We start from the raw sequence: 21,524 nt of genomic DNA, 5'->3' as shown, positions 1-21,524 counted from the left end.
TCGCCTTCTGCCATATATTGCCACATGTTTCCACTGAAATTTCCTCGGTTTCACTGTGAACAAGAGCTGGGGCAAAGCGTGTGGAAATTGTTATTAGGCATAACGGTTATACGCAACACCTAATTTTGATCCGGGCCGTCCTCCCGCCCCGGTTCTCGCAGTTGGGCATGTTTGCAAGCGCCGATCAAGTCTTTTCCGACCCACCGGTCGGTGAATTTCTCGGAGCGAGCGGTCGATTTCAGATCGGTTAGGGCGTGAATAGCACGGTTCGGTCGCCAGCCAGCAATCCATGGAGCCCCCGATGTCCGTCCTCGTCCCCGCCCTGCCCATGACCGGAAATCAGTTGAAATCGGTGCTCGATGACATGAGCGCCCGGCATGTCCAGCATCTCGCGACCCGCGCAGAGATGCAGGCCCGGTCCGACTGGACCGAAGGCGACGTGGCGGTCTGTGACGAGGGAACCTTCGTGATCCGGACGACGGACGGGATCGCGCCCCTGTCAGGCAGTGTCGTGGACCTGCCTGCCACCGGTGCTCAGGCCTGGCTGCATCCGACGACGCCCCTGCCCACGTTTGCCCGCCTGATGACGGACACGCGCCCTGCGAGCTTCTTCCCTGCCGGCACTGCCATCACGGCAGGGGCCACCGTGTTTCTGGTGGTGCCGCAGGATGATCCCGATTTCCACATCGAAACGCCCGGCGGTCTGCGACTGAAGGCCATGGGAGACAGGGTGCCGCTCGAAGCCTTCGGGATCGTGGCCGGGGAGGGGTTCAATACGGTCATGGAGCGCGCCATCACCGCGCTTGCGGCGACCGGAGGAACCATCGTCGGTGAGGCGGGAACCACGTATCTTCTCACGGAGCGCCTCGACATCAAGCTGGGCAAGGTCGCGCTGGACTTCCGGGGCGCCACGCTCGACGCGCGGGGGATCGACGACAGCGCGGGATGCGCGATCCGGCTGGTTCCCGACGCACCCTGGCTTCGCAACGGGGATTTTCCGATCGTCGGGCTCCGGCTGGAAGGCCCCGGGTCCGAGGCCCGCATGCTCGACGGCATACAGATCGGGCGCCCCGACGGCATGGCAGCCGGACACACCGCACATTTCGGGCTCGAGGGCTGCACCGTCACGGGGTTTCGCAACGGGATCACGCTGGGCAACCAGACCTGGCTCAACCGGCTTCGGGACTTCACCGTGTCGAACTGTTGGTCGGCGGGGATGCTCGTCGATACGGTCACCAACGCGGGCGAGAATATCGCACTGTTCGGAGGAGTCATCCATGACTGCCGCAACACGACCGGCACCGCCGTCGCGCTCCGGGTTCCGAAGGAAGCCAACCCGGACATTCAGGCCTATGGCGTCAGCTTCGATTACTGCGACCGTCTGGTCGACCTGCAATCTGGCGCTTTCGCAGGGCATGGCGTCCATCTCGAGAACAACAACGACCACCCGATGGTGAGCGTCGCGCACACCATCGGTTACGAGGGTCCCAAGTTCCTGTTGACCGGGTCCGTCGTCACCGGCGGCCCCTTTGGCCCGGTGCCGGAAAGCCCCGAGGGACGTCCTACGTTCATCGAGGTCTCGGGCGATCGTGCGATGGTTGCCCTGCGCGATACTGCCTGGCACCGCTTCGGCAACCCCGCATCGGCGCTGGTCAAGGTCCTGTCCGGCAAGCCCACCGTCCTGCTCGACAACGTGGATCCCCAAGCGCAAGGCGACATGACGCCCGCCCTGTGCAAAGCGACATCGCTGATCCGGAACGGGAGCTTCGACGAGGGATTGGCCGGATGGAGCGTAGACCGGGCCTTCGCCGGGGCTTTGAACAGCAGTCTCGCAGGTGCCGTCGCCGGGACGCCAGGCACGCGTCCGACCGGATGGTCCCAGCGCGGCAGCCTGCCGGGGGGTGTGAACTTCACAACGAACCTCGACTTCGACCGGTCAGGTCCGAGGCTCCTCCTGTCCTTCACGGGGACGCCGGTCTCGGGCGGGGACTTCGGCTATTACTTCAACGGCGCCGCAGCCATCCCGACCCGCAAGGGTCAGAGTTGGACGCTCTCTTGCGGCGTGCAGGCACTCAAGGCGACGGGGGTTATCCCTAACCTCACGGTCGTGGAACGTGGCGCGAGCGGGGAATGGCTGGAGTCCGTGAACGACCCCTGCCCGACCGATCCGGTCCATCATACTCGCCGGGTCACTCGGACCATCGCCAACCCGGCCACGGCTGCGGTCCAGGCATCGTTCTGTGTGGCCTTCACCGCTGGGGTGCCCGTCGATGCGATCATCGCGCTCGATCTGCCGAAACTCTACCTCGCGGCGGCTCCGGAGCCCGGGCTCTCTGGCAGCCAGCCGGCACCAAGCTGGCGTCTGGGCATCGGTGACACCGCACAGACGGGCGCTTCGGCTCTTCGGTTCGACGGCGACGGGACGAGCCCGCTCCTCTACCAGAGCCTTCCCGTGACGCCCGGACGCAAACAATTGCTGCGTGGCATGGTCATGGTCGAAACGCACACGGCGGGCGCCGTCTCGCTCTGGGCCGAGTTCCGCGATGCCTCGGACGTTATCGTGAGCGAAACCCGTGTGTCGACGCCTGTTTCGACCGTCGCAAGCTACCATCAGAAGGGCGCGGTCATCTCGGTGCCTGCGGGCGCGTCGCGGATGCGCGTCGGGCTCAAGTCCGAGGGCTTCGTCGGCACCTGCTGGCTCGACTCGCTCGACTGCTGGCAGGTCTGAGACCCAAACTCGCCCCCGGCCCGAACCATCGCCGGCCGGGGGGCAGCTGACCGCTTGCACCCGCCCCTGCGCCTTTCTGTCGCTCCGTCTTGTCGGCCAACTTTTCGCCCGCTAACAACAGGCCAGAAAAGGAGCGACCGCTTGGCATCCATTGAGGCTACGACCCGGCGGTGTGAGGCCGATCTTGCTCCATCGGCAGGAGCGCTCAAGACCTTTCGCCTCGTCAAGACGCTGCTTGCTGCCGGCGTGATCCTGAGCGTGGTGCAGCTTTTCCTACTGCCGGTCGCCGGCGTTCATCTCTCAGCCGCCTTTCTCGTCAACAGCGGGCTCACCCTGATCATGCTTCTGGGCATCTTGTCCGGGCGGGTGCAGATCGACGGCGTGTCTCTCGCATACGCCGCGCTCGTTACACTAACTTTGACGGCGGCTCTTTGGTCGCCCGATCCCATGCTCGCCCTGCGCTCGGCGCTTTATATCACCGCCGGGTTCGGCATCTTCGCCGCCTTCCGTTATGTCGTCGCCCTGCAACCTGCGGCAGGACTCTTTGCCCTGAAACTTGTCATCATCGGGGGCCTCGCCCATGCGCTGCTCGTGATCACGTTCCGGCTCGCGCCGGGTGTCGAAGACCGTTTCCTGCACAGCGGGATCGCAAGACTCCTGATCGGTCAGAACGCGCTGGCGGAGCACCTCACGACGAATGCCAACAACATCAAGGACCCGACCAAGGCCGGCGGCTTGTTCCTGAACGGCAACATCGGCGCGATGTATTCCGAAGCGCTTCTCTTCGCGAGCCTCGCCCTGCGCCCCTACGTGACGCGCAAGGCGCTCTGGAGCGTGGTGTCGGTTCTCCACGGCGCCGCCATCGTCGCATCGGGATCGAAGGCTGCCCTCGCCGTCGTCACCCTGTTCCTCATGCTGGCCCTGATCTTTCGCCGCTACACATCGCGGCCAAGGTCGCTTCGCTCGGCATCGGAAGCTATATTGTTCCTGACGATGGCCGCCGGGATTGTCGCCCTGCTCGCGGGCGTGGCAGCACGATCCGAGATCGGAGCTGACGCGGGGATCAACGCGATGCGTCGCGGCGTCCTCTTTGCCTTTGCGTGGCAGGAGTTCCTCGATCACCCGCTGCTCGGTCACGGGTTCGGCGGTTGGGCCGAGGCATTCGCGAGCTATGGAAGTCGCCTCTCAGGCATCGGGATCAAGGCGGATTTCCCGCCGCACAACACGTTCATCTACGGGTGGAGCCAGGGTGGGCTCGCGCTGCTGGCGGCCTATGTCGCGATCTTCGCGGCCTTCTTCCGGCTCGCCTTCGGCCTCGCTCGCAAGCGCGATCCCGCGGCCGCTCAGTTCGGAGTCTTCATGATCTTCGCCGGCCTCGCCCTGACCTTTCACAGCATGGGCGAGAACGTGATCTTTTTCGAAGAGGCACGTCTACAGGTCATTTTCGCCCTGTTCCTCGGCTGGGCGAGTGTCGCTGTCAGGAGCACCGATTGAACGACCGCACGCCGCTCACCGCGGCCATCTTCCGACTGCAGCTCTTCAAGGGATCGGAGGGGTTCATTGCCGCGCAGGCCTGTGGCATGACCCGCTACCGCCCCGTCTTCACGGGCCGGACCATCTTTGGCGAGCGTCCCTGCGGCGACTGCGTCATGCCGCCCGATAAGTCGGTGTGGGGTGGGACGCGGCGGGTGGTCCTGCGGGACCCCCGCCACTATGTCGCCGGGCTCCAGCCCTTCGCCCCTTCCGTCCTGCACGCGCATTTCGCCATCGACGCCGTCTATGCACTGGGGGTGGCCCGCCGGTTGGGCGTGCCGCTCGTCACCACGCTGCACGGCTTCGACGTCACCCGTACCGACCGGGCCCTCCTGTTGTCGGGGCGTCCGGCGCTCGTCAACGGCGTCCTGCATCGTGCCGCCCTGCAACGCCACGGCGACCTGTTCCTCTGCGTCTCCGAGGCGATCCGGCACGCTGCCCTCGCGCGGGGGTTCCCCGCCGAGAAGCTGCGCGTGCACGTCATCGGCATGGACGTCGATCGGCTTGCGCCGCGCAGCGATGCGGGGGGGCCCGGCTCGATCCTGCATATAGGGCGGCTCGTGGAGAAGAAGGGCACGCGTTATCTTTTCTTGGCGCTGGCGCAGGTGTTGGCCGATCATCCCGAGGCCCGGCTGACCATCGTCGGCGACGGGCCGCTCCGCCGGCCGCTCGAGCGGCTTGCGGGCGAGCTCGGCGTTACTCATGCGGTTCGCTTCCTCGGCCATCTGCCCCACGCACAAGTGCTGGACCTCGTCCGGGAGAGCGCGATCCTTGCCGTTCCGAGCGTGACCGCGCGCGACGGCGACCGCGAGGGGCTGCCGACCGTGGTGACGGAGGCCGGCGCGACAGGAGTGCCCGTGGTCGGCTTTGCCTCGAGCGGGATCACGGAAGCGGTCGTGTCGGGCGAAACCGGGCTCCTTGCCCCGGAGCGGGATGTGGTAGGACTCGCCACGCATCTCTCGTCGCTTCTGGCCGATGAGGGTTGCAGACGCAGGATGGGGCTGGCCGCCCGTCGCCGGGTGGAGCAGCATTTCAATATCAGAACCCAGACTGCCGCGCTCGAAAAGATCTACGACGAAGTGCGCGAAACCTATGTCCAACCGCCGACGAGGTAAGGGGACGCAGCAGGCCACTTAAGGTTGGGAAAGCCAGGTTTTTCCGTCCTGACGCCAATGTTGTGGCGCTCAACCGTATCGCAGTGTATGCAACCTTAGGTAGATACTCGGCAAGAGAAAACACGTTGAACAAGTCCGTCCTGTCGATCGCGGTCGGCAACCTGGGGTCGAAAGTGATCGCCTTTGCCCGCGAGCTGCTTTTTGCGGCGTGGTTCGGCACGAGTGATACCGCTGCAGCCTTTCGCATCGGACAGACGGCCTTTCTTCTGCCCACCCATGCGATCATCGGCGACACGCTGTCGGCGGGGCTCCTGCCGCTCTACAGGCGACTGCAGACCGAAGACGACCCCGAGGGGCCGCGCCTTCTGGTACTGTCGGCGGTGCTCTATGCGCTGGTCGTGTCAGCCGTCATCACCACCGGGCTCTTTCTCTTTGCGGCGTCCGTCGCAAGGGTCATCGCGCCGGGAGCCAGTGCCGAAGCGCTCGGGCTCGCGGCCCGGCTTCTGCGGATCATGGCGCTCGCCACACCATTCTATGTGCTGGCCGGGCTCCTCTCCTATCTCGAAACCGCCTACGGACGCTTCGGGGCCATCGCGTGGCGGCCATCGCTTCTGAACATCGGCGCGATCTCCGGGGCCGCACTGGCCGTTTACTTTGGCGTGGACATCTGGCTGGCCGGCGGCGTGCTGGCCGGGCATGTCCTGTTCTTCGTCTGGACCGCCGTCCAATTGTGTCGTCTCGACCGGATGCTGCCGATCAGACCGGCACTTCGCCCGCTGTGGCGGGTGTTTCGCCGCTTCGCCGTGACGGTCCTGCCGCTTCTGGGGCTGCCGCTCGCCGCACAAACCAACGTTTTGGTTGAGCGGATGGTGTCGTCCTGGCTGGGCACGGCTGTGATCCCGGCTGTGGACTACGCCCGTTTCATCGCAGAGACGACGATCCAGCTTGTCGCAATCCCGCTCGGGGTCCTGACCCTGTCGCGCTTCGGAGGGGACAACGGCACCGCGATGCGGACCCATGTCGCCGCGACGCTGCGCGCGATGGTGGTCTTCACGGTCCCCATCGGGATCTTCATCGGATTGGAAGCGACCGGGATCGTACGACTGGTCTATGCCCGGGGCGCTTTCGATGCCCGGTCGGTCGAGATCACGGCGAATATCCTGCGCTGGATCGGATATGCCATCGGGGCGACGACGCCCGCCTACTATCTGATCAAGGCCTTGAACGCGCAGCTTCGCAACGGCGAAGCGCTGCGCATCACGGTGCTCGCATCGGCGGCGAACATCATGGTGAACCTTGCGCTATGGCAAGTGGCCGGCCCCGCGACGATCGGGATCGGGCTGGCCACCTACGGGCTGGTCATGCTGGTCTTTGCGCTGCGCGCCCACAGTTTGTCGGGAGAAGCGATCCGGCTCGTGCCGTGGCTCGGGCTCGGCGTGGGACTACAAGGCATTCTGTCGCTCGCCCTCCCTTCCCTTCTTGCCACGATGGTGGCCAGCCTTGCGCTCTGGCTCTGCCTGCTTCAGGTTGCGCCGCCGCTCCGTGAGGCGGCAGGGCCCGTGTTGACCCGGGTTCCGGGGCTTCGCCGTTTCTATGCCTGAGAAGGCGGACCGGGGCGTAAGACCGTCTCGACCAAGTCCATCATCCGCTTGGTCCGGCGCGCGTAGGTTTGCTCCCGCGCCGCATCCAGTCGCACCTCCAGAGCGGGACAACACCCGCCGAGTGCCTCCTCGATGCAGGCAACGAAGGCGGGCGCATCCGGCGCGAAGGCCGCGACATGGCCGTAGTCCTCGAGCGCCGGCAAGGGCACCGAGACGACCGGCCTCCCTGACGCGAGATACTCGAAGAACTTCATCGGAAACATGCCGCGCGTGTAGTCGTTGAGCCGGTTCGGCAGGATCGTCACGTCCATCCCCTTGAGATAGGCAGGAAGGCTGTCATAGGCCCGCGCGCCAAGGAGGTGGATGTTCGGGATGGCGCTCACTTCGCTGACGTCGGTCAGGGGATCACCCTCGCCGACCGCACCGATGAAGACGAAGGACCAATCAGGCCGCGCCCGTGCGAGCGCGGCGATGAGCCCGAAGTCGAGCTTGTAGCTCGAGATGGCACCGATGAAGCCGATACGCGGCCCAGCGATCCGAAGCAGGTCTTCGGGCACGCGCGTGTCGGAGGCCACCGCGCGGTTGAAATGGTCGAAATCCGCGACATTCGAAAAGTAATGGGTGCGCGGATTGTGCGGTTCCAGTCGGCGCTGAATGTCGCGGGCCGTGGTAAAGACGATGTCTGCGGCGGCACAGAGTGTGGCCTCGCCCCTCCGGATGAGGTCCGCCGGCATACCGGGCTGTGCGGCGATATCATCCACTGCGTGGTAGACCGTGACCCCGAACCGATCCGGATCGAGGTATCGCGTTGTTAGGGGCGAGTAGGTCCACAGGAGCCTTGGCGAAAACCCCAAAATCCGCGGCCAGACCCGCAACCCGAGGCCCAGCACCATACGGTTCAGACGCCGCACCAGCGCGCGGTCCTGAAACGGCAGGACAAGCGGGGACCAGACCCAGAGGTTATCGCGCACGCGCCGGGGCGGTCGAAACCCGCGCTTCAGGCGGTCCCAGATCCGCCTGATGTCCCGTCCGGTCAGGGTGGGCGCCCGCAGCCCGATGGAATCCACATAGAGCACCGGATGCCCGCGCCGGGCGAGTTCGAGGGCGACGTGCTGCTTGTTGGTCCAGAACGGGTTGTCCCAGTCGGCAGTCGAGAGGAGCAAGACCCCCTCACGCCGCCCGCCGTCAGCAGAGACACACGCTAAGGGAGAGTTTCGCGAAGAGATTCTTTCGTGTATGGACATGGGTATCTCGGTTCTATCCCTTCGGCTTAAGGGAACTACCCCCAGTTGGAACGCAACCAGAGCGTGTTTTTAAACTAGACAGGATGCCGCCATGCGACAAGACATCATCGGGCCCGAGCTGCGCGACGACATGATCGACATCTGGGACATCGCCGCCGTCCTCTGGCGTCGCAGGTTGGTCTTGCTGGCGGCGATGCTGGGCACCGCGGGCGTGACCTTCGGGCTGGTGCGCATGGTCGTGACGCCGACCTACAGCGCGCGCGCGGAACTGGTCGTCGATCAGCGTCAATCGAGCATGCTGGAGCTTGGCTCGGTCCTGTCGGCCTTTGCCGGCGGGGACAGCGCGATCAACACCGAAATGGAAGTCATCATGAGCACCGAGCTCCTCGGGCAGGTAGCCAAGACGCTGGACCTCGCGCGGGACCCGGATTTCAACCCCGCATTGGTCGTGCCGGGGCCGATCGCCCGATGGATGGCAGGCGGCCATCGCGACGATCAGACACCGGAGCAGGTCGAGGCCGTCGTCCTCGAACGGCTGGCGCTTGCCGTGACCGTCTCCAATCCCGTCGACACCTTTGTTCTGCACATCGACGCCACGTCTCCCGACCCCGCTCGTGCCGCCGAGATCGCGAATGCGGTCGCCGGGACCTATATCGAGGACCAGGTGGGCTACAAGGTGGCCGCCACCGACCGCGCGGCGGCCTGGCTGGGCGAGAAGGTGGCGGACCTGCGCCGTGAGCTCGTGCAGGGGGAACAGGCGCTGTCGCGCTTCAGTGCCGAGATCGGCGCGCTCAGTCCCGAAACCCTTGCCGCGACCGAGGCGCAGGGCAAGCTCCTGCGCGACCGCATTTCCGAAACACGGACCGCGGTCGACGAGCTGGTCCGTCTGATCCTCGCGTTGCGTGCGCTGACCGGCCCCGGCGACCTGAGCGCGTTTCCGACCGACACAGCACTGGCACGCCAGACCTTCGCCCGCCTGTCCGCTTTGGACGCCAGAGCCTTCGATATCGCACGCGATGCCACGCTCGGACAGTTGGACCTGCGGCGTGATACGCTCATTGAGCAACTGGCTAATCTCATAGAATCCTCCGCCGCGCTCGACCGCGACTATGGCCAGCGCTCGGCGGAAATGATCGAGCTGCAACAAAGGACGCGCGAGGTCGAAGCGACCCGGCAGCTCTATGAGTATTTCCTGTCCCGCCTGAAGGAGACCTCGGTCCAGTCCGGCATGTTCCAGCCCGATGCGCGCATCCTGAGCGCGGCGATCGCGGACCCGGATCCGACGAAGCCCAATCTGGTGGGCGCGTCAGCGGGCGCCGGCATTGTGGGGCTCCTTCTCGCCGCCCTCGCGAGCCTCGTCCTCGAAGGACGAAGCAAGGTTTTCCGTTCGGTCGAGGAGCTTTCCGCCGGGACGCGGCGGGTGGTGCTGGGCCAGGTGCCGCTGGTCCGGCAGGCGCGGCGGGGCGGGCTTCTCGACTATATGGCCGCGAACCCGACGTCGGCCTATGTCGAATCCATCCGCAACCTGCGCACCTCAGTTCTCATGCAATCCGAGGGCCGTCCCCCGCAGGTCATTCTCGTCAGTTCGGCCCTGCCGGGCGAAGGCAAATCCACCGTCTCCTTCGCGCTCGCGCAGAATCTGGCCGGGATGGGCAAAAAGGTGCTGCTGGTCGAGGGCGACATGCGCCGCAGGATCTTCGCGGAGTTCTTCGATCTGGCCGGTCACGATATCGGTCTGCGAGCCGCAATCGACACGCCGGAGGCCCGGGAACGGTCGATCACGACGGTGGGCCGCTTTGGCTTCGATGTCCTGCCGTCGGAAACGGACGAGGCCAGCCCCGCCGACCTCCTGTCGTCCGACGGGCTCGGGCGTCTTCTGGACAGGCTTCGCTCGGACTATGACCATGTGATCGTCGACTGCCCGCCAGTGCTCGTGGTGCCGGACGCCCGGATCATGGCGCGGCTCGTTGACGCCATCCTTGTCGTCGTGCGCTGGGATGCGACCAAGGCCGGTCAGGTGGCGGGCGTTATCGACGCCTTCGAAAGTGTCCGGGGCGCACCGGAACCCGGGCTTGTTCTGAACCAATGTGATCCTGCGGGCATGCGCAGATATGGCATGGCCGACAGCTACGGCGCTTACGGGACCTACGGATCGCAGTATTACCGCGCCAGTTGATCCGTCCCGCGTGTGTCCGTCGCCATGGTCCTGGTGACGAGTTCGCCCAGATTTCGCCGGAACGCCTCTTGCGAGAAACGGGCGGCATTTGTCCGGCAGGCGGCAGGTCTGATCTCGGTTTCGGCCTCGATGAACCGGTCCACCGCGCCAAGAAGGCTGTCCACGGTCAGGTCCTGATACCACACGCCGGTCGGCGCGTCAGTCCCGAGGGGGCGGACGGTTTCGGCCGTGCCACCCTGCCCCAGGCAGATGACCGGGGTCCCGGCGGCCTGCGCCTCGACCGGGGCGATCCCGAAATCCTCGAGGGCGGCAAAGACCAGCGCGCGGGCCGAGGCCATCTCGTGGCGGAGGCGGTCGAAGGACACATGCCCAAGCACTACCACATTCGGTCCTGCGAGTGCCCGGACCCGGCGCATCTCCGAACCGTCCCCGATCACCTTGAGCTTGAGGTCCGGTCGCCGTGAAAACGCTTCAACCACGAGATGCGCGTTCTTGTAGGGCACGAGGCGCGAAGCAAAGAGGAAATGCTCCTGCCGCGTTTCGCTGTCCGAATGGAAACCGGCCGTATCCACGGGCGGATAGATCACCTCGGCCTCCCGGCGATAGACCTTCCAGATGCGCTGCCGGATGAAGTCGGAATTGGCGACGAAGACGTCGACCGAGGGCGCCGTGCGCATGTCCCAGAGGCGGAACCGATGCATCATTTCACGGGCAAGATGGCGTTTGAGCCCGCCGAGCGGCCCGGTGAGGCTCGCCATGTATTCATGTGTGAGGTCCCAGGCATAGCGCGCAGGAGAATGGACATAGGCGATGTGCTTCTGATGCGGGGCGGTCAGAACACCCTTGGCCAAGGCGTGCGAAGAACTGAGGACCACATCATGGGCCGTCACATCGAAGGCCTCGATCGCCCGCGTGCCTTGCAGGAGGAGATGGCGGTAGTAGCGGTGCACGCCCGGAAGCCGGTTCAAGGCGCTCACATGCACCGGCGAGTGCCCGACAAGGGCGCTTCGTTCGTCGTCGGTCAGGAAATCGTAGAGCGTATAGACAGGCGCACCCGGATAGACCTTGAGCATCTGTTCGACGACGCGTTCGCTGCCGGCGATCATCGCGAACCAGTCATGCACGATACCGACGTCGAGCCCCCCGAAAACAGGCGCGCGCTCCTCGTTGGTGTCTTTCATGGCGCAGGTCTCCGGCCCCTGATTTGCGCCCGATATGAAGCCGGACGAAACAGGCGTCAACCGCGCCCGCCGCCACATGTTCGAAGGGATAGGCGTTCGGCGGGGCGCGGTCGGGCGCCGGAGTCACAACAGGATCGACGCCCCCTGCAGAAGCGTCCCGGCGCCGATCAACTCGAGCATGTCGGTGCCTTCAGCCAACGCGCCACAGCCCGCGATGCCGATCCCCAGACCCAGCATCAATACAGCCCCACGATCTGGGTTGCCGTGGTGCCCGTCGCCCAGACCCGGACCGGGCGGAGCGGGAACGCCATGCCGGCGACGACGGTGAGGGTCACGATGGATCCGTCGCCCATCGTCACACGCAGGCGGCCCGAGGTCGCGACGTTGATCGCCCGCGGCACCCGGTCCAGATCCTCGGTGTCGCTGGGGACGATATCGAAGGCCGCGTCCGGCGGGCTTTCGAGGCTCTTGAAATGTTTGTGGAAGTCGTCAGCCATGTGGGGTCTCTCATCAGTTCCGGCGCGGCAGGTCCACCGCGGCCCGGGCAATCTGGCAAGAAACCTTGCCGGGTTCTTTAACCCGGCGTGCGCAGCCCCTATCGCCGCTACACCGCCGCGCGTGGCTTGGATGCATAGGGGATGGCTTGCGGCTCACCGTCTTTGAGGATGTCGAAGGTCAGCCGCCCCTCGGCGTCACGATCCGCGGCGTAGGACAATCGTTCCGCGATATGGTTGTCGCGCGTGAAGGTCAGGATCCTGGGCATGATCCCTGTCACGTCCTCGGCGTCGCGGAACTCGTGCGAGCAGATGATCAGTTGGTCGCCCACCTGACAGGTCCGCGCAGCCGCGCCGTTCAGGATACACTGCCGCCCGCCCCGCTTCCCATAGATCACATAGGTCGAGATGCGCGCGCCGCTTTGCTTGTTCCAGATGTCGACGAACTCCATCGGCAGGATTCCCACCGCCTCGCAATGATCGGGGTCGAGCGTGATGGAGCCGTGATACTCGAGGTCGGCTTCGGTCACATGGATGCCGTGCAGCTTGGCGGCGACGAATTTCTTCATGGGTGTTCCTTCCTGGGACCACCTCTCGGGCGGGCCAATAGTTGCCGTTACGTAAACTTTACGACGGGCCCCCTGTCAAGGAACCCGTCGGCTCAGTCTTCATCTCGGCGAAAACGCCCGTCCATCGCTGTTCGGCTTAGTGCGCGACCTGGCCCATGAACCAGAATTTCTCGAGGTTCCGCTCGACTTCCGTCGCATTCCAGAGCGCAGAATCCTGCGCTTCTTTCATGTAGTTGCGGATATCGCCGGGTTCACCATGCGCCAGTCGAATGAACTCACCACAGATCACCCGAATCTGCGCGTCGCGGTTCATCGTCAGATGCGTGCCCTGCTTTTGCAGCGCGAGGTTGACCTGATCGGCGAGAAGCCCGCGGTTCGGGACATGACCGTCGAACACGACGACGAAGGTTCCGTTCCCGGCATAGGCAATCAGGCAGGAATAATCGCGCAGGGCGTCGGAGAGTGCCTCGGCCGTATCTTCGATGAGGCCTGAGAACTGCAACCCGGTCGCTTCGCTGTGCAAGGACTCGATGGACCGGATCTGCACCCCAAGGACCACGGAGGCGTTGCGCGATTCCTTGGGCAGCGACGGCAGGTAGTTCTCCAGGGCCGCGTAATCGACGACGTCATCGACGTCGAAAATCGGGACGTTGTCGAAGAGGCCATAGTTCGGCACGGCCTGCACGCTGTCGTCCGCCCCTCGCGCCGCCTTCAACTGGGCCACGCGCCTTTGGGCATGGTCAAGGCGGGTCTTGATCTCGTGGATTTCGAACGGCTTGGTGATATAATCGGTCGCACCGGCCGAAAACGCCAGATCCACGTCGCGCTTTTCGTGCATCGCCGTCAGCATCACGATCGGCGTGAAGGGAAATTTGCCAGACTTGCGAAGCGCCCGGCACAATTCGACTCCATTCATGCCGGGCATCTGAATATCCAGCATGAAGCAGTCGAAGGGTTCATCGTCGGAGTCATCCACGATGGCGAGGGCGTCTTCGGCGCTGCTCGCGGTCATGACCTCATAGTTCGTGGTCGCCTTGATGATCTCCTGCAGGAGCGCGAGCATGACGGTGTCGTCATCCACTACCAGCATTCGCATCTTGCGGTCCTTTCCTCAATCCTGCGGACAACATTGAAGTTATCCTTTCGAACAAGCTTGAAGTGAAATGGGGCAGATTTGTGGCCACTCATTGTCAGTTTGTTAATAACTTCCGAATTGGCACCAGTCGGGGGCATTTTTTTCCATTGGATGCATTTAGGTGACACTTCGAGTATCGGCATCTCCGGGCCATTGGCGTGAACTAATTATTCCATTTTACAGTTGAAATTCAATCTTCGCGCGAATCGGTTTCTGCAAATTCGGAAGGCGCGCAATGGTCGGAATTAGCCTCGGACGGTCGAACTCTCACTTTTTTCGCTGCGACAAACGGACCCGGAACGATCGGGTTCAAATACGCGTGCGGCGTTCTTCCGATGCCGCAAAAAGAGGCGTGTCGCGCCATTCAACCCCACGAATAGATGAAAATACGTCTGAAACGCCCAGATATGGGCATCCCGACCACGCCACCCTTGGCACCAAAGGCGCTCCAGAGTGATGTTCATGGGGAAACAATCCCGCTAAAGCGGCAAGATTGTTGAGAAAAATCCTTGATGCGAGGACGTTCCGCTGTAACGTGCAAATTAGGTGGCGGAATCGTGGCTAGATTGTGGCGAACCATCACCGGGGCAAAGGCGCAGGAGCAATACGATATGGTTTCGCAGGTTCAGTCAAAGGCTATCTCGCCGTTCGCGGCCGGTGTGCCCGCGAAGTCGAAAACGGACCTGAAGGCCGATTGGAACGCCTACGCCGCCTCTTACGACCTTCTGTCGCTCTATAATCCAGCCTATCAGGACCTGCTCTTGGAGTTCAAAAATATTCTCCCGCAGGTCGGACAACCAGAGGTCATCTATGACGTTGGCGGCGGGACCGGCAACTATTCACAGATCGTCGCGAAGGCCTTCCCGAAGAGCGCCGTCTACCTCATCGAACCCGATGACGGCATGCGACATATGGCGAAGGAAAAGCTGTCGGGGCTCGACAACGTGGTCTATATCGACCGCCCCTTCCAGGAGTTCGAAGCCCCGGGCGAAGACGGACCGCGCAAGGCCGACTTCGTGATCTGCGCCCACGCGCTCTATGCCATGCCCGACCCGCACGACCGGCTCGCAGAGTTGCGCGGCCTGCTCCGTCCGGGCGGAATGATGTTCCTCCTCGACCTCGGGCGACCGATGGATGTGGCGGACTGGCGCGCCTATCTCTTCGCGCATCTGCGCAAAAAAGTCGGTCTTGCGAAGGCCCTGCACATTTTCTGGCAGGGTCGCCAGATCGCGAAACAGAACAAGGCAATATTCAAAGCTCAACAAGACAACACTTACTGGACCCATTCAGAAACCGAGATTGCTTCGGCAGTCGAACAGGCCGGGTTTGAAATCCTGAGCCAGAAGACCGCTTACCGCGGCTACAGCGACCTTTTGCTGTGCCGCGCCGTACCGTTGCGTAAAGACTGAAGGGGCCAGTACGATGCAAAAACAGATCATGGAAACTCTCAAGGAGTGCCGATATTCGGTCCTGTCCCATGACGATGACCTGGATCGGGTCTATCGCCTGCGTTACGACTGCTATCGGGCGGAGCAATCCATTCCCATGAACACGTCGGGGATCATGCATGATGCCTTCGACGACACGCCGAACTGCGTGCACGTCGCAGTGGAAATGAACGACATGTTCATTGCCGCCGTGCGTTTGCACCTCGTGTCGTCTCTCGAATACCCCTCGCCCACAATGGAGGTTTTCCCCGAGATCAACTATTCGGTCGAAGCCGGGCATACCCTTCTCGATCCGACCCGCTTCGTGGTCCATCCGGCTGCCCGCAAGATGCGCCTTCCGGTGCATTACCTCGCCCTGCGCATCCCCTTCCTCGCGACGGACTTCTACGATACCGACATCGCGCTTGCCCCGGTGCGCACCGAGCATTCTGCCTTCTACCTCAAGTATCTCGGCTATGAGCATTGCGGCGAACCGCGGCTGTATCCGGGCCTCAAGAAGCCGGTGGGGCTCCTGACCGCGAACGTGCGCAAGCACCGCGCAGAGATTCTCGAAAAGTACCCATTCTTCGGCCGGATCAAGGAGCTGCCGCAGTCCGACATCGACTTCCCGTCGCTGGCCGGCGTCTACACCCCGTCGACGGGCCGTGTGTCGCGCGCGGCGTAACGGATCCCTCCCACATCGGACAGCTACGAAGAACGCCGCCTGTGATCGTGCCTTTGCGCCACAGGCGGCGGTATTGTTCGCAATTGCCTGAAAATCGTCTGATTTCGACCCAATTGCTTGGCTAGAGTTTCTCAGGACAAGCGACCAAAGGGACAATGATCATGACCGGCCTGAGAGCGACGTGGGCGGCACGGCGCGAGTGGTTCAACTCGACCGACCGTGAACAACGGATCAAGGATTACGTGGCCCTGTCCAACCAACTCGTCTGGCAAAGACAGGCGAGCTTCCTGGCCGCAGCCCTCTTGACCGCGTTCTATTTTGACCCGGTCGTGGCCTCGATCTGCTACGCCGGCGTCTTCATGTCGGAGCTTCTCGATCAGCTGCTGGGGGCACGGGCAAGGGCTTGGGACGGCAAGGACCCCAAAGTCGGCGCCAGGCTCCTCAAGAGCATCACCATCAATACAATCGTCAGTTCTCTCGCCATCGGCGTCTTCGTTCTGAGCATTGCCGTTCAACAAACCTCGGGCGGACATTTCACGCCGCTATTTTTCCTGTTCTCGGCATCGCTTTTCGCCGCAATGTACAACAGTCAGTTGGTCAATATTCTTGTCCTTCGACTATCGATTTACGGACTTACTTTCTTGGCTATCGCATTTCTGGATGTCGTTCGATATCGACCCGAGTTCTCCTCGAACATATGGCTCGAGGTCTTCACAATTCTCTTCGTGCTCTACTTCATCATCGACACCTCGATGAAGTTCTACAAGAGCTACCAGGAACGTCTGGAACAGATGCACCGGATCCAGGAAGAGGCCGAGCGCACGAAAGCGGCCTACGAGATCAAGTCGCAGTTCCTGTCGACCGTCAGCCACGAGCTTCGCACGCCCCTGACCTCGATCAAGGCGTCGCTTGACCTCGTGAGCACCGGGGTTCTGGGCGAAGTGCCGGCGACCCTGACACCTGCGCTATCGATTGCGGCCAAGAACAGCCAGCGGCTCAGCGTTCTGATCGACGACCTGCTCGACCTGCAGAAGATGGAAGCGGGCGAGATGGAGTTCAACTTCAAGAAGATCGACGTCAATCATCTGGTCGAAGAGGCGGTTGAGTCCACCGAAGGCTATGCGAACAAGGTGGGCATCCCCGTGACGACCACCCTGTCCCCTGCGCCCCTCGCGATCCACGGCGATCAGGCCCGCCTGATGCAGGTGATGAACAACCTTCTGTCGAACGCACTGAAGTTCTCGAACGAAGGGGGATCGGTGCGCGTTCATGTCACCTCGAACGACAACCGCGTGCGCATTTCCGTGCAGGACGACGGCGTCGGCATCCCCGAGGAAGCACGCAGCAAGGTCTTCGAAAAGTTCAGTCAGGTCGACTCGTCCGACGTCCGCAAGGTGGGCGGCACGGGCCTTGGCCTGAACATCACCAAGCAGATCGTCGACCGTCACAAGGGCATCATCGATTTCGAAAGCGAACGTGGCGTCGGCACGAACTTCTATGTCGAGTTCGACCAGGTGATCGAAGAAGCCAACGAACAACTTCTGGACGAGCGCCTGCCGCTGACCGCCTGACCACGAGTTGCAAGGACCGGCTCGCCCTATGGACGAGCCGGTTTTCTGTTGTAATCCTTGGGCCTTATCTACTAAAGTAGGTATACGGGTGGAGACGTATAAAGTGCCGCACTCTCCGTGAGTGTGACGTAAACATTACCATGAAAGTCGTTGGACCTGTCCTTCCCCACCGGGGGAAGCCGACCTGTGTTCCAACGCATCGGGATGGACGCACTTGATGGACAAGCTTGAACGGATACTTCATGTCGATGACGACGAGGATATCTGCGCGCTGACCAAGATGGCACTCGAGCTGATCGGCCACTACAAGGTCGATCAATACAACTCGGGCGAAGAAGCCCTTGCCGCCGTGCCAAACCTGAACCCCCAGCTCTTTCTGTTCGACTACATGATGCCCGGGATCAGCGGGGTCCAGCTCTGGCGGAAACTGAAGGTCATGCCCGGGCTGGAACATGTGCCGGTCGTGTTCATGACCGCGAAATCGGAGCAGACCTTCGGCGAAAACCTGGTCGACGAAGGGGCGCTGGCGGTCATCGTCAAACCCTTCGAAATCTCGGAACTCTGCGGCAAGATCGAAGCCGCCTGGGCCAGTCGCGCGGCATGAGCCACGTTGACGATGGCCCAATGCGAAAGGCCGACGCACTGATACGCGTCGGCCTTGATTGTTAGCGCCCGGTCCGTCCTAGTTGGCGGTCTTGACGTAGCTCGCATAGGTCGCCTCGACGACACGGGCCAGATGATCGGTGCGTGTCACCGATGCCTTGCGCAGTTCCGGCGAGCCAAGCTCTTGCCGATAGGCGGCCAGCGCGGCCTCCGTCTGGCGGGCAACGGCACCCAGTTCGGGGAAGCCGAGCGTCTTTCCGACACCTGCGATCCGGTGCGCGATGAACATCGCCTCTTCGATGGAGGCGTCGCTTTGCTGCTGGTCGGCATCCGCTTTCGCAACCTGCGCCAGCTTCACATGATACTCGGCCAGTTTGGCGACGAACTGACCCCGGCTCTTGTTCACGGCCGCTTCAAGCGCCTGTTCGACGCTCATGTGCACCGGCGGAGCGGTCGTCTCGTTCGCCGCATCCGACCCGGTCGCCTCTGCTGGCTTGGGCATGCGCACGGGGCGCGAGACAAGGGGGTCCTGCGCGGTCTCGATCTTCGCCATCGCTTCCGGCTTGCGGCGCGGCGCGGTGACGGCGTCGGGCGGCATCGCATCCACGCCACGGGGGACCGGGGCCACCGGTGTCTGTGTCACCGGCCTCGTCCGTTTCTCCAGCGTCGACGGCGTTTCAACCGACCGCACCTTGACGGACTTGCGCACGCCGGCCCCTTTGGGCGCGATTTCCTTTTGCCGGGGCGATGTCGTGCCGAAGACGCTGGGCGCCAGTTTCTTGCGATCGCCCGCGTCGGTCTTTACCTCGTCACGAAGCATCTGGGCGAATTCTGCACGCAGCTCCTGCTGGGCCTCCGGTGTCTTCGCCGAAGCGTCCTGGGCCGTGGCCGCAGGCTTGCGCGTCAGGCGCCACTTGGTGCCCTGCGCGACCGGAGGCGCGGTTTTTACCCGCGCGCTCTCGACCGCGGTCCAGATGGACCGGCTCAATTCGCCCCGCGTCGGCAAACGGATGCCCGCACCGGGAGCGAAGACAAGCTGGGTCGACGCCGGCAGTTTCGCGGCATCCTTGCCATCGGATTCCGGGATGGCGATTTCCACCTCTTCCGATAGCCGCTGGAACATGTGGCTGTTGCGACGCGGAACGAAGCCGCTGAACTCCCCCGACCCGCGATAGGCAATATGGACATCGTCTTCCTTGAACCGCTGGATGATCGTGGTCGCGGTCGCGCGCAGGAAATCCCTGAACTCGAGCGGCGGCAGCTTGCGGTGCAGGTCTTCGGCATTGCGGACCTTGGCAGCGAAGACCGTGGAGCGGAACATTGCGCCGCGCCCGGATTGATAGACGTAGTTCTCGAACGCCGGATAGCGCAGCAGGCGGTCCATTTTGCCCAGATCGATCGCTTCCTCGAAATCGTGCCGGGTCGTGCGGTCCAGCACCTCGATGAGCGAGTCGATGACGCCCGCGCTTTCCTCAAGGGACTTGCGTTCCTTGATCAGCGCCTCGGCGATCCCGAGCCGTGCCATGATCTCTGTCGGATCGAGCGGTTTCGTCAGGTAATCGCTCGCCCCGGCCGCGAAGGCCCGGTCGATATCGGGCTTTTCCGCCATCGCGGTGAGCATGAGAATCGGTGTCTCCGCGTGTCGCCGGGTTTCGCGAAGGGTCCGGCAGAACTGGATCCCATCCATGCCAGGCATCTGAATATCCACGAGGAAACAGCCGAAGGGCACGCGCGCGTTGTTGACCAGCTTCAACGCCTCTTCGGCAGAGGTGCATGTCCGCACGGTGTCGTATCCAGCGCTCTCGAGGATCTTCCGAAGAAGCCTGAGAACGATCTGGTCGTCATCTACAGCGAGGATTTTCATTTTGGCCGTCCTGTTGCTGCCAGGCGGCCGAATCTCTTCGGTCGCCCGTCGTTGATCGAGAAACGACACTGCTGCACATCGTTTCGTTGTTAATACTTTGGAGACCGAATTCGCCGAAACTGGGGCGCAACTACGACCAGATCATGCGGATTCGATACAGACCTGTGATTGGGATCGTCCGCTCATGACGATCCACGCGCCCCCTGCGGCCTAGTCTTTCTTCAGACGATCCATTGCCCAGCCCGCCGTGAAGCCGTGGAGCATCGTGGACAGGAGGATGGCGATCGCAACGATGGCCCAGAGGTCCGACTGCTCGGTGATGTCGCCATGCGACGCCGCATAGGCAAGGTAGTAGATAGACCCGATTCCACGCACGCCATAGGTCGCGACGAACAACCGGTCTTTCCCCGGAAGCCCCGCGCGCCACAGGCTGACCCAGCCCGCCAAGGGGCGGATCACGAGGATCAGGATCAACGCAATCCCCGCATGCGCCCACGACAGGTCCGCAAGGATGAGCGGCAGGACACTGCCGAAGGTGACCAGCAGCACAGCCGTGAGGCCATGTTCGATGGCTTCGGAGAAATCATGCAACCGGCGGTGAAATTCGTGCTCCTTTTCAACCCGTCTCAGGGTAAAGCCCATCACCGCAACGGCTATGAATCCGTAGCCCTCGACCAGTTCGGTCGATCCGTAGCAAAGAAATACGCCCGCCAGTGCGATCACGCCCGAACCCGTCTCGGCCAGGACGGCGTTCCTGGGGAAGTTGAAGAGCACCAATCCAAGCATCCGGCCCCCGGCCCAGCCTGCCAGACCACCAACGATGATCTTGTAGAGCACGTCGACGCCGACCCACTCCAAGCCCCAGTCCCAAGGTGCCAGCCCCTCTGCGGCGACGAAGAGCGCCAGATAGACAAAGGGAAAGGCGAGGCCGTCGTTCAACCCGGCCTCGGTGGTGAGCGCGAACCGCACGGGGCGTTCCTCGCCCTCATGCGGAGGACCGACCTGAACATCGGAAGCAAGCACCGGGTCCGTCGGCGCCAGAACCGCGCCGAGCAGGATCGCGCCCGCGACCGAAAGCCCTGCCAGTCCCGCTCCCAGGAATGCAACAGCGACGATGGTCAGGGGCATCGCGACGGCAAGCAGACGTATCGCCGGCACCCACCGCCGCAGGTCGCCAACCTCGTCGATCCTCATCCCGGCACCGAACAACGCGACAATGACGGCCATCTCGCTCACGCGCTCCCAGATCACGGGCGCGTCATTGGGATCCGGCAGAGGCGAAAATCCCGGCAGCAAGAAGGTAACCGCCCCCGCGAAGAGAAGCATCAGAGGCGGAGCCGTCGGCTCTCGCCGCGACACCAGGCGCGGCAGCCACAGGGCGAGAATGACGATCGTTCCGACGAAGGCGAGTTGCAGATGGTAGGTCTCGAAGTCGAAAAAAGACGCAAGCTGACTGTCGATCATGGCTGGCCGCAATCGTCGTGAATGTCAGGGCAGCGGGGTCCGATCATCACTTGTGGGTCCTGTCTTGCAAACTGCGTATCAAAAGAACATGACAGGCGCTTTCTGGTTCCTTGGCCGACCGAAGGGGATTGGTT

16 protein-coding genes are annotated in these 21,524 nt (G+C 63.1%); 9 read left to right on the top strand and 7 right to left on the bottom strand.

Going from position 1 to position 21,524, the window contains the following annotated elements:
* The first annotated feature begins 301 nt into the window (after window positions 1-301).
* The 4 genes from KJP29_RS00780 (at window position 302) to murJ (ending at window position 6,977) form a co-directional block, all read left to right on the top strand.
* Window positions 302-2,728: a hypothetical protein gene (locus KJP29_RS00780; protein ID WP_218461635.1), complete on the top strand. Its 2,427-nt coding sequence runs from the start codon at window positions 302-304 to the stop codon at window positions 2,726-2,728.
* A 141-nt stretch (window positions 2,729-2,869) separates the two neighbouring features.
* Window positions 2,870-4,222 carry an O-antigen ligase gene (locus KJP29_RS00775; RefSeq protein ID WP_218461634.1) on the top strand — a complete coding sequence of 451 codons (1,353 nt, stop codon included), beginning with the start codon at window positions 2,870-2,872 and terminating at the stop codon, window positions 4,220-4,222.
* Complete coding sequence (locus KJP29_RS00770; protein WP_218461633.1) at window positions 4,219-5,376, top strand: glycosyltransferase; 1,158 nt, start codon at window positions 4,219-4,221, stop codon at window positions 5,374-5,376. The genes KJP29_RS00775 and KJP29_RS00770 overlap by 4 nt, the downstream gene beginning before the upstream one ends.
* 125 nt (window positions 5,377-5,501) lie before the next feature.
* A complete protein-coding gene (gene murJ, locus KJP29_RS00765; protein WP_218461632.1) occupies window positions 5,502-6,977 on the top strand; it encodes a murein biosynthesis integral membrane protein MurJ in 1,476 nt (491 codons plus the stop codon).
* Here murJ and KJP29_RS00760 read toward each other — a convergent pair.
* The gene (locus KJP29_RS00760) at window positions 6,968-8,140 is read right to left on the bottom strand and encodes a glycosyltransferase (protein ID WP_218461631.1); all 1,173 of its coding nucleotides are present in this window, start codon (window positions 8,138-8,140) and stop codon (window positions 6,968-6,970) included. The genes murJ and KJP29_RS00760 overlap by 10 nt on opposite strands.
* A 172-nt stretch (window positions 8,141-8,312) precedes the next feature.
* Between KJP29_RS00760 and KJP29_RS00755 the strand changes: the two genes are divergently transcribed.
* Window positions 8,313-10,397: a polysaccharide biosynthesis tyrosine autokinase gene (locus tag KJP29_RS00755; protein ID WP_218461630.1), complete on the top strand. Its 2,085-nt coding sequence runs from the start codon at window positions 8,313-8,315 to the stop codon at window positions 10,395-10,397.
* Here KJP29_RS00755 and KJP29_RS00750 read toward each other — a convergent pair.
* From KJP29_RS00750 to KJP29_RS00735, 4 genes are all read right to left on the bottom strand, one after another.
* Window positions 10,382-11,578, bottom strand: a complete 1,197-nt coding sequence (locus tag KJP29_RS00750) for a glycosyltransferase (protein WP_218461629.1) — start codon at window positions 11,576-11,578, stop codon at window positions 10,382-10,384. The genes KJP29_RS00755 and KJP29_RS00750 overlap by 16 nt on opposite strands.
* Before the next feature lie 236 nt (window positions 11,579-11,814).
* Window positions 11,815-12,075, bottom strand: a complete 261-nt coding sequence (locus tag KJP29_RS00745; RefSeq protein ID WP_218461628.1) for a hypothetical protein — start codon at window positions 12,073-12,075, stop codon at window positions 11,815-11,817.
* Window positions 12,076-12,182: 107 nt separating this feature from the next.
* Window positions 12,183-12,641 carry an aspartate 1-decarboxylase gene (panD, locus tag KJP29_RS00740; RefSeq protein ID WP_218461627.1) on the bottom strand — a complete coding sequence of 153 codons (459 nt, stop codon included), beginning with the start codon at window positions 12,639-12,641 and terminating at the stop codon, window positions 12,183-12,185.
* A gap of 136 nt (window positions 12,642-12,777) precedes the next feature.
* Complete coding sequence (locus tag KJP29_RS00735) at window positions 12,778-13,737, bottom strand: PleD family two-component system response regulator (protein ID WP_218461626.1); 960 nt, start codon at window positions 13,735-13,737, stop codon at window positions 12,778-12,780.
* 551 nt (window positions 13,738-14,288) lie between these two features.
* On the opposite strand from KJP29_RS00735, the gene KJP29_RS00730 reads away from it, so the two are divergent.
* The 4 genes from KJP29_RS00730 (at window position 14,289) to KJP29_RS00715 (ending at window position 18,063) form a co-directional block, all read left to right on the top strand.
* Window positions 14,289-15,185 (top strand): bifunctional 2-polyprenyl-6-hydroxyphenol methylase/3-demethylubiquinol 3-O-methyltransferase UbiG, encoded by an 897-nt coding sequence (locus KJP29_RS00730; protein WP_255553379.1) that lies wholly within the window; start codon window positions 14,289-14,291, stop codon window positions 15,183-15,185.
* 13 nt (window positions 15,186-15,198) lie between these two features.
* Window positions 15,199-15,888, top strand: a complete 690-nt coding sequence (locus KJP29_RS00725) for a GNAT family N-acetyltransferase (protein WP_218461625.1) — start codon at window positions 15,199-15,201, stop codon at window positions 15,886-15,888.
* Between the two features lie 161 nt (window positions 15,889-16,049).
* A complete protein-coding gene (locus KJP29_RS00720) occupies window positions 16,050-17,459 on the top strand; it encodes a cell wall metabolism sensor histidine kinase WalK (RefSeq protein ID WP_218461624.1) in 1,410 nt (469 codons plus the stop codon).
* A gap of 217 nt (window positions 17,460-17,676) precedes the next feature.
* Window positions 17,677-18,063 carry a response regulator gene (locus KJP29_RS00715; RefSeq protein ID WP_218461623.1) on the top strand — a complete coding sequence of 129 codons (387 nt, stop codon included), beginning with the start codon at window positions 17,677-17,679 and terminating at the stop codon, window positions 18,061-18,063.
* A 78-nt stretch (window positions 18,064-18,141) separates the two neighbouring features.
* Here the strand turns inward: KJP29_RS00715 and KJP29_RS00710 are convergent, their stop codons facing one another.
* Together KJP29_RS00710 and KJP29_RS00705 are read right to left on the bottom strand one after the other, a co-directional pair.
* On the bottom strand, window positions 18,142-19,926 hold the full coding sequence (locus tag KJP29_RS00710) for a response regulator (RefSeq protein ID WP_218461622.1): 1,785 nt from the start codon (window positions 19,924-19,926) through the stop codon (window positions 18,142-18,144).
* Window positions 19,927-20,136: 210 nt separating this feature from the next.
* Window positions 20,137-21,390, bottom strand: coding sequence for a sodium:proton antiporter (locus tag KJP29_RS00705; RefSeq protein ID WP_218461621.1), 1,254 nt, complete (start codon window positions 21,388-21,390; stop codon window positions 20,137-20,139).
* Between the last annotated feature and the right edge of the window lie 134 nt (window positions 21,391-21,524).

This window comes from Maritimibacter sp. DP1N21-5 (assembly GCF_019218295.1).
Classification (GTDB): domain Bacteria; phylum Pseudomonadota; class Alphaproteobacteria; order Rhodobacterales; family Rhodobacteraceae; genus Maritimibacter.
This window is presented reverse-complemented; position numbering and strand designations above follow the sequence as displayed.